Source organism: Achromobacter sp. D7-1, assembly GCF_059760445.1.
In genome coordinates this window covers 1-11,321 of sequence record NZ_JCBAMT010000137.1, presented here as the reverse complement: position 1 = coordinate 11,321, position 11,321 = coordinate 1, and the positions used below count along the sequence as shown (strand labels likewise).

The window sequence follows — 11,321 nt, the reverse complement described above, 5'->3', positions numbered from 1 at the left end:
CCCTCGGGCTTATCGACGCCCCGCGCAGCGCGAGTCCCCGACGCGGCAGGCTGCGTTATCTGAATTTTCACGGGCGCTGGGGCGAGCGGTGTGCTTGGCGTTTTTTTCCGCATCGGGGTGTGGTGGCGTGTCTTGCGGGGCCCGCCCCAGGCCGGCCGCGCGGGCGGCCTCTTGGGGCTTACGCGGTGTCTTGCGTCGCGTGATGGCGCTGCGCGTAATGGCTACCGCATAACGTCTATTCAGCTCAGCCCGGCATCTACATTTCAACTCCGATGCTGGATGGGCGGCGCGCGCGAGACCCTCTGCGTGCGCAAGCCATTGCCCAACGCGCGCCGCCCATCACCGCCCCCCCTGGACGGCGATGCCATCAGAAAACAACTGTCCACATGCGCGACAGCGAGCACTATCGAAATTTCAAAAATCACGTATGTCATTTATGGCCGCCCGCGCGGCCATAAATGACGGGCAGCACAAGATTCGATACTGACCACGGATCTAGCAGCGCAGCGAACCAAGACACACGTAGCCCGTCGTCGCGTGCGGCGTGGCGGCTCGCAACCTCGATGCGCCCGAGGGAATCCGAAGGCAGCCGCCGCAGGCGGCAACGAGGATGACGAAGGGGAAGTCCGGAGCGAACGCTCCGGACCGCGATCGTGGGCGCGAGCCGCCACGCCGCACGCGACGACGGGCGGCCTACGAACAAGGCCGCCCGCCACTAGAACATCAAGCAACGATCAAACAATCGTCAACGTCACGTCAATATTCCCACGCGTAGCATTCGAATAAGGGCAAACGATATGCGCCGCAGCCACCAGCTTCTCCGCCTCGGCCCGCTCCATCCCCGGCAACGAAATCTTCAATTCGACTTCGATCCCGAACCCCGTAGGAATAGGACCGATGCCAACAGCGCCGTCGATCGTCGCATTCGACGGCATGGCGATCTTGTCGCGGCCGGCGACGAATTTCATGGCGCCCATGAAGCATGCCGAATAGCCCACCGCGAACAGCTGTTCCGGATTGGTGCCCGCCGCACCCGCGCCGCCCAGTTCCTTCGGCGTGGTCAGTTTGACGTTCAGGTTGCCGTCGTCCGTGGCGCCCGTGCCTTCACGGCCGCCGGTAACGTGCGCATGAGCGCGGTAGAGGACTTTTTCGATAGACATGATGCGTTTCCTTTTATGGAAATGGAGGTTGGACTGCCAGGCACCGGTGGGTACACCCCACCATGGCCCTTACTAATTAAATAGTGCAATATTAAATAGTGCACTATTTATTTAACCTAACGATAGCGGGCATTGCCCGCCACTTCAAAGACTTGAGGTCAGCTTCTGCCGCAGCGCGTGCAGCGTTTTCATCATACCTTGCGCCTCTTCGAGCGAACACTGCGCGGCGTCGGCGATGGAATGCGGCACCGCTTCCGCCTGCGCGCGTAGCTCGCGGCCCTGGCGGGTCAGCCCGACGATCACCTGGCGCTCGTCTTCCACCGCGCGCTGACGCGTCACCAGGCCCGCCGCTTCCAGCCGCTTGAGCAACGGCGTCAACGTCGCGGAATCCAGGAACAGGCGCTCGCCGATATCCGTCACCGTAATTTCGTCGCCCTCCCAAAGCACCAGCATCACCAGGTACTGCGGATAGGTCAGGTCCAGCCCTCGCAGCAACTTCCGATACGCCTTGTTCATCGCCAGCGAGGTCGCATACAGGGCGAAACACAACTGGTTGTCCAGCAGCAGCGGGTTGAATGCCGCTTTGGGTTTGGATCGGGATTTCATTGCGCAATATTAAATAGCGCGCTATTTATCGTCAAGCTTTTTTTCGTCCAACGGCCGACACCCTAGGCCGGCTCGCCTTCGACCACGTCGCGGTCCGATCCGTATTGCTTCAGGCCGTCCAGATCCAGCACCCGAACCGCGCCGTACTCCACATTGAGCAAGCCCGCCTCTTCCAGCTTGCGCAGCGCCTGGTTGGCGCGCTGGCGCGACACCCGGGCCAGATAGCCTACCTCTTCCTGCGTAATCGTCAGGCGCATGCCCATGCCGGGATACAGCAAAGGGTTGAAGAGCTCGGCCAGGCAGCGGGCCACGCGCGCGTCCGGATCCAGCAGACGGTCGTACTCCGCCTTGCCGATGAACTGCGCCACGCGTTCGTTCAATTGGTGGAGCAGATAGCGGTTGAACGGAATGCTGCTGTCCAGCAGCCAGTCGAAGGTGGCGGCCGGCAGGCGCGCCACCACTGAATCCCGCAGCGCAACGATGTCGTACTTGCGGATCTCGCGCTTGAGCAGCGAGCCTTCGCCTATCCAGCCGCCGGCAGGCACGCCGGTCAGCGAAGCCACCTTGCCTTCGGCGTTACCCACCGAAACCTTGACCAGCCCCGCCAGCACGCCTATCCAAGCCTGTGCGAGTTCACCTTTGCGCTCTATGATCGACCCGGCAACCACCTGCTGCACGGTCAGGTCCCGCTCGACGCGTTCTTGCTGATCGCGGCTGAGCACGCGAAACCAGGCGGCGGCGAGTTGCAGGGAGTCGGCTAGCTGCATCGGGAATACCCTAAAAGTTCCTTGAATGTCGCGATGGTGACAGTTGGTAGCAACCCAACCTTATACCTTAACTCCTGCCGTAAATCTAAAACCAACTGGTCAAGCGCTTCATCGCCACCGCCGCTTACGCGGACTCCTGGCCCGATGCGCCCAAACCGGAGGAGACATCGTGGCACATACACCGCCCGCATCTGCACGGATGCCGGCTGCGCTGGATACCTTTCCGGCGCTGCTGTTCACGCATGCCAGCGTTCGCGGGTCGCGGCCCGCCATACGCGAAAAAGATCTGGGGATCTGGCAAACCCTTACGTGGTCCGAAGTGGCGGAGCATGTCCGGCACGTCGCGCATGGCTTGGCCGCGCTGGGCATCAAGCCCGGCATGCACGTGGCCGTCATCGGCGAAAACCGCCCGCGCCTGTACATGGCCATGATGGCCGCGCAGTCGCTGGGCGCCATACCGGTGCCGCTCTACCAGGACGCCGTCGCCCAGGAAATGGTCTACGTGTTGCAGGACGCCGAGATCACCGTGGCCATCGTCGAAGACCAGGAACAGGTCGACAAGATGCTCGAAGTCCGCGAGCAATGCCCTGCCTTGCAGCACGTGGTGTACGACGATCCGCGCGGCCTGCGCCATTACACCGACCCGATGCTGCGTTCGTATGAACAGCTGGAGGAACTGGGCCGCGAATACGCTGCGCAGCATCCCGGCTTCTTCGACCAGGCCGTCGCCGCCGTGCAGCCGCATGATCCGGCCGCCATGTTCTATACGTCGGGCACCACCGGCAAGCCCAAGGGCGTGGTGCTCACGCACCATGCGCTGATCGACCGCGCGCGCGCCGTGTCCGAAATGGAAAAGCTGACCGACCAGGAAGACGTGCTGGCCTATCTGCCGCCTGCCTGGATCGGCCAGAACATGTTCTCGTACACGCAGCTGCTGGTCACGGGCTTTACGGTGAACCATCCCGAATCGCCTGACACCGTGTCGATCGACATGCGCGACATCGGCCCCACCTATTACTTCGCGCCGCCGCGCGTGCTGGAAGGCCTGCTGACGCATGTGATGATCCGCATGGAAGACGCGGGGCTGATCAAGCGCAAGCTGTTCGCGGCCTGCATGAAGCTCGCGCGCCGCGTGGGCACCAGGATCCTGGACGGCGAACAAGTCAGCGCCTGGGACCGCCTGCGCTACGCGCTGGGCAACATGATGATCTACGGTCCGCTGCGCAACGCGCTGGGCATGAGCCGGGTACGCGTGGCCTACACCGCGGGCGAGGCCATCGGCCCCGACCTGTTCGTGTTCTACCGCTCCATCGGCATCAACCTCAAGCAGCTCTATGGCTCCACGGAAACCTCGGTCTTCGTCTGCGTGCAGCCCGACGGCCAGGTGCGTGACGACACGGTGGGCCCGCCCGTCGACGGCGTGGAGATCCGCGTGGCCGACAACGGCGAGATCCTGGTCAAGAGCCCAGGCCTGTTCAAGGAGTACTACCGCAACCCCGAAGCGACCGCCGAAGCGCGCAGCGCCGATGGCTGGTTCCACACGGGCGACGCAGGCTATCTGGACACCGACGGCCAGCTCAAGATCATCGACCGCGCCAAGGACGTGGGCAAGCTCGCCAACGGCAGCCTGTTCGCGCCCAAGTACATCGAGAACAAGCTTAAGTTCTTCCAGCACATCAAGGAAGCGGTGGCCTTCGGCGCCAACCGCGAAGACGTGTGCGCCTTCATCAATATCGACCTGGAAGCCGTGGGCAACTGGGCCGAACGCCGCGGCATGCCCTATGCCGGCTACACCGACCTGGCGTCCAAGGACGAGGTCTACCAGCTGATCGCGGAATGCGTGGAACAGGTCAACGCCGACCTGGCCACCGATCCCAAGCTGTCGGCCTCGCAGATCAGCCGCTTCCTCATCCTGCACAAGGAACTGGATCCGGACGACGACGAGCTGACCCGCACGCGCAAGGTGCGCCGCGCCTTCATCGCGCAGAAGTACGGCGTGCTGATCGACGCGCTGTTCGGCGGCAAGCAGTCGCAGTTCATCGAGACCGAAGTGAAATTCGAAGACGGACGCACCGGCAAGATCTCGGCGGACTTGAAGATCCGCCCGGTCAAGACCTTCCCCGCCATCACCGCCAAGGCCGCGTAGAGATCATGAGCAACAACGACCGCGACCAGCGCATCGGCGACGTCATGCTGGACATGCAGAATATCTCGCTGTCCTTCGGCGGCGTGAAGGCGCTGACGGACATTTCCTTCAATGTGCGCGAACACGAGATCCGCGCCATCATCGGCCCCAACGGCGCCGGCAAGAGCTCGATGCTCAACGTCATCAACGGCGTCTACACGCCGCAGCAAGGCGGCATCGAGTTCCGCGGCGAGCGCTTCTCGCGCATGAATCCGCGCCGCGCCGCCGAAATGGGCATCGCCCGCACCTTCCAGAACCTGGCGCTGTTCAAGGGCATGAGCGTGCTGGACAACATCATGACCGGCCGCAACCTGCGCATGAAGTGCGGGTTGCTGGCGCAGGCCTTCCGCCTGGGCCCGGCCGAGCGCGAAGAGATCCAGCATCGCGAGTTCGTCGAGAACATCGTCGACTTCCTGGAAATCCAGGCCTACCGCAAGACGCCTGTCGGCCGCCTGCCCTACGGCCTGCAAAAGCGCGTGGACCTGGGCCGCGCACTGGCGATGGAGCCGCGCCTGCTGTTGCTGGACGAGCCGATGGCCGGCATGAACATCGAAGAGAAGCAGGACATGAGCCGCTTCATCCTGGACGTGAACGACGAGTTCGGCACCACCATCGTGCTGATCGAGCACGACATGGGCGTGGTCATGGACATCTCGGATCGCGTGGTGGTGCTGGACTACGGCAAGAAGATCGGCGACGGCAAGCCGGACGAGGTCCGCGCAAACGAAGACGTCATCCGCGCCTACCTCGGCGTGTCGCACTAAGGCGGACAGACATGGGATTTTTTCTAGAGACCTTATTCGGCGGCCTGATGAGCGGCATGCTGTATGCGCTGATCGGCCTGGGCTTCGTGCTGATCTTCAAGGCATCCGGCGTCTTCAACTTCGCACAGGGCGCGATGGTGCTGGTCGCCGCGCTGTCCATGGCGCGCTTCTCGGAATGGCTGCCGCGCTGGTTCGGCTTTGACAACATGATCCTGGCCAACGTGCTGGCCTTCATCGTCAGCGCCATCGTGATGTTCCTGCTGGCGGTCGCCATCGAACGCTTCGTGCTGCGCCACCTGGTCAACCAGGAAGCCACCACCCTGCTGATGGCGACGCTGGGCATCAGCTACTTCCTGGATGGCCTGGGCCAGATCACCTTCGGCAGTTCGGTGTATTCCATCAACGTGGGCATGCCCAAGGATCCGCTGATGATCCTGGATTCGGTCTTCGAGGGCGGCTTGCTGATCAACCTGGAAGACCTGACAGCGGCGGTGATCGCTGCCCTGCTGGTGGCCGCGCTGGCGCTGTTCTTCCAGTACACCTCGACCGGCCGCGCCCTGCGCGCGGTGGCCGACGACCACCAGGCCGCGCAATCCATCGGCATTCCGCTGAACCGCATCTGGGTGATCGTCTGGAGCGTGGCGGGGCTGGTGGCGCTGGTGGCCGGGATCATCTGGGGTTCGAAGTTCGGCGTGCAGTTCACGCTGTCCACCGCGGCGCTGCGGGCGCTGCCGGTGGTGATCCTGGGCGGGCTGACCTCGGTGCCGGGCGCCATCCTGGGCGGCCTGATCATCGGCGTGGGCGAAAAGCTGTCCGAGGTCTATCTGGGGTCGCTGGTAGGCGGCGGTATCGAAATCTGGTTCGCCTATGTGCTGGCGCTGGTGTTCCTGCTGTTCCGTCCGCAAGGGCTGTTCGGCGAGAAGATCATCGACCGTGTCTGAGCCCACAGGCCCTCTAGGATAAAAACATGTTCTATCGCGAAAACGGCCAATTCAAGACCAGCTATCGCGCTGACCAGCAGATCTTCCCGATCCGCCAGGACCGCATCTTCATCTGGCTGCTGCTTGCAGTGGCCTTCGTCGCCATCCCGGCCATGGCCAGCGACTACCTGCTGCGCGCCATCCTGATTCCGTTCCTGATCCTGGCGCTGGCCGCCGTGGGCCTGAACATCCTGGTGGGCTATTGCGGCCAGATCTCGCTGGGCACCGGCGCCTTCATGGCGGTGGGCGCCTACGCGGCCTGGAACTTCGGCGTGCGCTTTCCCGGCATGCCGCTGATTATCCAGATCCTGCTGGGCGGCTTTTTCGCCACCATCGTCGGCGTGATCTTCGGCATACCCAGCCTGCGCATCCGCGGCCTGTACCTGGCGGTGGCGACGCTGGCCGCGCAGTTCTTCGTGGACTGGGCGTTCCTGCGCATCCCCTTCTTCACCAACTACTCGTCGTCCGGCAACGTCTCGGTGCCGCCGCTGACCGCCTTCGGTTTGCCGGTGCAGAGCGCGCTGGAGAAGTACCTGTTCGTGTTGATCCTGGTCGTCGTCTTCAGCCTGCTGGCCAAGAACCTGGTGCGCGGCGCCATCGGCCGCCAATGGATGGCGATCCGCGACATGGACGTGGCGGCCTCCGTCATCGGCATCCGCCCCATGTACGCCAAGCTCACGGCCTTCGCGGTCAGCTCGTTCATCGTCGGCGTGGCCGGGGCCTTGTGGGGCTACATCCACCTGGGCTCCTGGGAGCCGCTGGCGTTCGACCTGACGCGTTCGTTCCAGTTGCTGTTCATGGTCATCATCGGCGGGCTGGGCTCCATCATCGGCAGCTTCTTCGGCGCGGCCTTCATCGTGCTAGTGCCGGTGGCCCTGTCCAACATTCCGCACGCGCTGGGCATTCCACTGTCGGTAGACACGGCGGCGCACATCGAACACATGGTGTTCGGCGCGCTGATCGTGTTCTTCCTGATCGCCGAACCGCATGGGCTGGCCAGGCTATGGAGCATCGGCAAAGAGAAGCTGCGCATCTGGCCCTTCCCTCACTGATTTCGCATTGATTTCCGCGGTCCGCGGCGGCACAAGCGCCCCGGACCCGCCCTGAATACCCGGCTCAAGACCGGGCCAATCCCGGTGTCCCAGGGTTTACTGACCCAAGCACCACGCAGGAGGTAAATGGAGATGAAGCGTCTTAACCTGAAGTTGGCGGCAGCTTTGATGGCCGCAGCCGGCGCCGCGGGCGCCGTGGCCACGCCGGCAATGGCGGCGGAAGAGCAGTTCGTTCCGTTGCTGGTGTATCGCACCGGGTCCTTCGCACCCCTGGGCATTCCCTGGGCCGACGGCAAGCTGGACTACCTGAAGCTGGTCAACGAACGCGATGGCGGCGTCAACGGCGTCAAGATCACGTACGAAGAGTGCGAAACCGCCTACGCCACCGACCGCGGCGTGGAATGCTACGAGCGCCTTAAGGGCAAGGGCACCGGCGCATCGGGCTTCGACACCCAGTCCACCGGCATCACCTTCGCCGTCAGCGACAAGGCCATGGTCGACAAGGTGCCGGTTGAAACGATGGGCTACGGCCTGTCGCAGTCGGTCGACGGCAGCGTGTTCGAATGGAACTTCCCGCTGCTCGGCACGTACTGGACCGCGGCCGACGTGATGATCCAGGACATCGCCAAGAAAGAAGGCGGCATGGACAAGCTCAAGGGCAAGAAGATCGCCCTGGTCTACCATGACTCGCCGTACGGCAAGGAGCCGATCCCCCTGCTGCAGAAGCGCGCGGCCAAGGAAGGCTTCGAGCTGGTGCTCTATCCAGTGACCGCCCCCGGCGTGGAACAGAAGTCCACCTGGCTGCAGATCCGCCAGGCGCGTCCCAACTACGTGCTGCTGTGGAGCGCCGGCATCATGACGCCGACCGCCATCCGCGAAGCCCAGGCCAGCGGCTATCCGCGGGACAAGATGTACGCGATCTGGTGGGCCGGCTCCGAAGGCGACGTGAAGGACCTGGGCGATGTCGCCAAGGGCTACAACGCCATCACCATCCACAACAGCGGCGCCGAGCACGACAAGGTCTACGACGATCTGAAGAAGTTCGTCTACGACAAGGGCCAGGGCGCGGACAAGACCGGCAAGACCACGCTGGGCACCATCGCGCATACCCGCGGCATGATGATCTCGATGCTGCAGGTGGAAGCGATCCGCACCGCGCAAGAGAAGTACGGCAAGGGCAAGGCGCTGACGCCCGAGCAGGTGCGCTGGGGCTTCGAGAACCTGAACCTGACGCAGGAAAAGCTCGACAAGCTGGGCTTCGGCCAGATCATGCGTCCGGTCAAGACCTCGTGCAGCAACCACAAGGGCGACGACTGGGCCCGCATCGTGCAGTGGGACGGCGCGAAGTTCAAGGTGGTCTCCGATTGGTATCAGTCGGACAAGACCATCCTGGACCCCATGGTGAAGGAAGGCGCCGCCAAGTACGCGAAGGAAAAGAACATCACGCCCCGCAAGTGTGAGTAGTCCCCCCGACGCACCTGCGGTGCCTCCCCCCAAGGGGCGCCGCGCGCGGACCGGCAAAGCCGGCTCCGCGGCGGCCCCGCTTGAGCCGCGCCGGCTGCATGCGGCGCAGGTACCGCAGATGCAGAGGATGTTGATACGAACCGGCTGCCGTCCCTTGGGACTGGCAGTCGCCACACCGCAGGAACCTTTATGAACGACGCCAATATTGCTGCCACGACAGACACCCCCAAGGTGCTGCTCGACGTGAACGGCATCGAGGTGATCTACAACCACGTGATCCTGGTGCTCAAGGGTGTTTCCCTGCAAGTGCCGGAAGGCAAGATCGTGGCCTTGCTCGGCGCCAACGGCGCGGGCAAGACCACCACCTTGCGCGCCATCTCGAACCTGCTCAAGGGCGAGCGCGGCGACGTCACCAAGGGCCATATCCAGTACCGCGACCAGCGTATCGAAAAGCTGTCGCCGGCGGAGCTGGTCAAGCGCGGCGTGGTGCAGGTGATGGAAGGCCGGCACTGCTTTGCCCACCTGACCATCGAGGAAAACCTGCTGACAGGCGCCTATACGCGCAGCATGAGCCGCGGCGACACCGCGGCGGCGCTGGAGCGCGTCTACCAGTATTTTCCGCGCCTGAAGCAGCGCCGCACCAGCCAGTCCGGCTACACCTCGGGCGGCGAACAGCAGATGACCGCCATCGGCCGCGCGCTGATGGCCAACCCCAACATGATTTTGCTGGACGAGCCCTCCATGGGCCTGGCGCCGCAGATCGTCGAAGAGATCTTCGAGATCGTGCGCGACCTGAACCAGCGCGAGCGCGTCAGCTTCCTGCTGGCCGAGCAGAACACCAATATCGCGCTGCGCTATGCCGACTACGGCTACATCCTTGAAAACGGCCGCGTAATGATGGACGGCGCCGCCGCCGACCTGGCCCAGAACGAGGACGTGAAGGAGTTCTACCTGGGCATATCCAGCGGCGAACGCAAGAGTTTCCGCGACAACAAGTTCTACCGCCGGCGCAAGCGCTGGCTGGCGTGATTCCTGGCATACGAGAGGGTGCGATCCCATGTCCGAGTTTTTCGATGTTCTGGAAACCAGAGCGCCCGAGCAACGCGAGCGCGAGCTGATGGCCGCCCTGCCCGCCGCGATCGCCCGGGCCATTGCGCGTGCGCCTGCCATCGCCGAGCAGTTGCGCGGCATCGACCCCGCCACCATCACGTCGCGCGCGGCCTTGGCAAGCCTGCCGGTGCTGCGCAAGCACGAACTGCTGGAGCGCCAGCAGCACAGCCGCGATGACGCGACGGCGCCTGCCGGGCCGCAGAAAGCCTTCGGCGGCTTCTCCGCCATCGGCTGGGGCGAGGCGATGCGGGTGTTCGCGTCGCCCGGCCCCATCTATGAACCGGAGAGCGCGCGCGGCGACTACTGGCGCTTTGCCCGCGCCCTGCACGCGGCGGGATTCCGCGCGGGCGAACTGGCCTACAACTGCTTTTCCTACCACTTCACACCCGCCGGTTCCATGATGGAAACCGCGGCGCATGCCGTGGGCTGCACCGTATTTCCGGGCGGCACCGGGCAGACCGAACAGCAGGTGCGCGCAATTCAGGACCTGGCGCCCACCGGCTATACCGGCACGCCCAGCTTCCTCAAGATCATCCTGGAGAAGGCCGACGAACTGGGCGTGAAGCTGGATTCGTTGCGCCGCGCGCTGGTATCCGGCGAAGCCTTCCCGCCGTCCCTGCGCGACTGGCTGGCGGCGCGCGGCATCGACGGCTACCAGGCCTACGGCAGCGCCGACCTCGGCATGGTCGCGTTTGAAACGCCGGCGCGCGAAGGCCTGGTGCTGGGCGAGGACATCATCGTCGAGATCGTGCGCCCCGGCACCGGCGAACCCGTGCCTGATGGCGAAGTCGGCGAGGTCGTGGTCACGACCTTGAACCCGGACTATCCGCTGGTGCGCTTCGGCACCGGCGACCTGTCCGCCGTCATGCCCGGCATCTCGCCTTGCGGCCGCACCAATACCCGCATCAAGGGCTGGATGGGACGCGCGGACCAGACCACCAAGGTACGCGGCATGTTCGTGCATCCGTCGCAGGTCGCCGATGTGGCGCGCCGCCACCCGGAGATCCTGCGCGCGCGGCTGGTGATCAGCGGCAGCACGGGGTCCGACCGCATGGTGCTCAAGGTGGAGTCCCGGGTGCGCAGCGAAGAGCTGGGCAAGCGCATCGCGGAGTCGGTGCGCGATGTGACCAAGCTGCGCAGCGACGTGGAATGGGTGGACGCGGACGGCCTGCCGAACGACGGCAAGGTCATCGACGACATCCGGACCTACGAGTAAACGGCGCTGCTGGCGGC

General features: G+C 64.2%; 10 protein-coding genes. 7 read left to right on the top strand and 3 right to left on the bottom strand.

All coding sequences use genetic code 11. The features are described from left to right. Nucleotides 1–734 precede the first annotated feature (734 nt). The 3 genes from AC6LKD_RS31655 to AC6LKD_RS31645 all read right to left on the bottom strand — a co-directional run bounded on the left by AC6LKD_RS31655 (nucleotide 735) and on the right by AC6LKD_RS31645 (nucleotide 2,533). Nucleotides 735–1,160: an organic hydroperoxide resistance protein gene (locus AC6LKD_RS31655; RefSeq protein WP_013396768.1), complete on the bottom strand. Its 426-nt coding sequence runs from the start codon at nucleotides 1,158–1,160 to the stop codon at nucleotides 735–737. Nucleotides 1,161–1,304: 144 nt separating this feature from the next. After that, nucleotides 1,305–1,766: a MarR family winged helix-turn-helix transcriptional regulator gene (locus AC6LKD_RS31650; RefSeq protein ID WP_498118457.1), complete on the bottom strand. Its 462-nt coding sequence runs from the start codon at nucleotides 1,764–1,766 to the stop codon at nucleotides 1,305–1,307. Nucleotides 1,767–1,828: 62 nt separating this feature from the next. After that, on the bottom strand, nucleotides 1,829–2,533 hold the full coding sequence (locus tag AC6LKD_RS31645) for a Crp/Fnr family transcriptional regulator (protein WP_498118456.1): 705 nt from the start codon (nucleotides 2,531–2,533) through the stop codon (nucleotides 1,829–1,831). A 169-nt stretch (nucleotides 2,534–2,702) separates the two neighbouring features. Here AC6LKD_RS31645 and AC6LKD_RS31640 point away from each other — a divergent pair, with 169 nt between their 5' ends. The 7 genes from AC6LKD_RS31640 to AC6LKD_RS31610 all read left to right on the top strand — a co-directional run bounded on the left by AC6LKD_RS31640 (nucleotide 2,703) and on the right by AC6LKD_RS31610 (nucleotide 11,304). Continuing rightward, a complete protein-coding gene (locus tag AC6LKD_RS31640; protein WP_041654496.1) occupies nucleotides 2,703–4,679 on the top strand; it encodes an AMP-dependent synthetase/ligase in 1,977 nt (658 codons plus the stop codon). 5 nt (nucleotides 4,680–4,684) lie between these two features. Continuing rightward, the gene (locus AC6LKD_RS31635) at nucleotides 4,685–5,482 is read left to right on the top strand and encodes an ABC transporter ATP-binding protein (protein ID WP_013396772.1); all 798 of its coding nucleotides are present in this window, start codon (nucleotides 4,685–4,687) and stop codon (nucleotides 5,480–5,482) included. Nucleotides 5,483–5,493: 11 nt separating this feature from the next. Next, nucleotides 5,494–6,423: a branched-chain amino acid ABC transporter permease gene (locus AC6LKD_RS31630; protein WP_013396773.1), complete on the top strand. Its 930-nt coding sequence runs from the start codon at nucleotides 5,494–5,496 to the stop codon at nucleotides 6,421–6,423. 26 nt (nucleotides 6,424–6,449) lie between these two features. After that, nucleotides 6,450–7,514, top strand: coding sequence for a branched-chain amino acid ABC transporter permease (locus AC6LKD_RS31625; protein WP_013396774.1), 1,065 nt, complete (start codon nucleotides 6,450–6,452; stop codon nucleotides 7,512–7,514). A 126-nt stretch (nucleotides 7,515–7,640) separates the two neighbouring features. After that, nucleotides 7,641–8,978: an ABC transporter substrate-binding protein gene (locus tag AC6LKD_RS31620; RefSeq protein WP_080551121.1), complete on the top strand. Its 1,338-nt coding sequence runs from the start codon at nucleotides 7,641–7,643 to the stop codon at nucleotides 8,976–8,978. Nucleotides 8,979–9,167: 189 nt separating this feature from the next. After that, nucleotides 9,168–10,007, top strand: a complete 840-nt coding sequence (locus AC6LKD_RS31615) for an ABC transporter ATP-binding protein (protein WP_013396776.1) — start codon at nucleotides 9,168–9,170, stop codon at nucleotides 10,005–10,007. A gap of 28 nt (nucleotides 10,008–10,035) precedes the next feature. Next, a complete protein-coding gene (locus tag AC6LKD_RS31610) occupies nucleotides 10,036–11,304 on the top strand; it encodes a phenylacetate--CoA ligase family protein (protein ID WP_013396777.1) in 1,269 nt (422 codons plus the stop codon). Nucleotides 11,305–11,321: the final 17 nt, after the last annotated feature.

Excerpts from the sequence above, each read along its gene's own strand:
- AC6LKD_RS31650 (WP_498118457.1), bottom strand. The coding sequence starts at position 1,766 with ATGAAATCCCGATCCAAACCCAAAGCGGCATTCAACCCGCTGCTGCTG.
- AC6LKD_RS31620 (WP_080551121.1), top strand. The coding sequence starts at position 7,641 with ATGGAGATGAAGCGTCTTAACCTGAAGTTGGCGGCAGCTTTGATGGCC.
- AC6LKD_RS31635 (WP_013396772.1), top strand. The coding sequence starts at position 4,685 with ATGAGCAACAACGACCGCGACCAGCGCATCGGCGACGTCATGCTGGAC.
- AC6LKD_RS31610 (WP_013396777.1), top strand. The coding sequence starts at position 10,036 with ATGTCCGAGTTTTTCGATGTTCTGGAAACCAGAGCGCCCGAGCAACGC.
- AC6LKD_RS31645 (WP_498118456.1), bottom strand. The coding sequence starts at position 2,533 with ATGCAGCTAGCCGACTCCCTGCAACTCGCCGCCGCCTGGTTTCGCGTG.
- AC6LKD_RS31615 (WP_013396776.1), top strand. The coding sequence starts at position 9,168 with ATGAACGACGCCAATATTGCTGCCACGACAGACACCCCCAAGGTGCTG.
- AC6LKD_RS31655 (WP_013396768.1), bottom strand. The coding sequence starts at position 1,160 with ATGTCTATCGAAAAAGTCCTCTACCGCGCTCATGCGCACGTTACCGGC.
- AC6LKD_RS31630 (WP_013396773.1), top strand. The coding sequence starts at position 5,494 with ATGGGATTTTTTCTAGAGACCTTATTCGGCGGCCTGATGAGCGGCATG.
- AC6LKD_RS31625 (WP_013396774.1), top strand. The coding sequence starts at position 6,450 with ATGTTCTATCGCGAAAACGGCCAATTCAAGACCAGCTATCGCGCTGAC.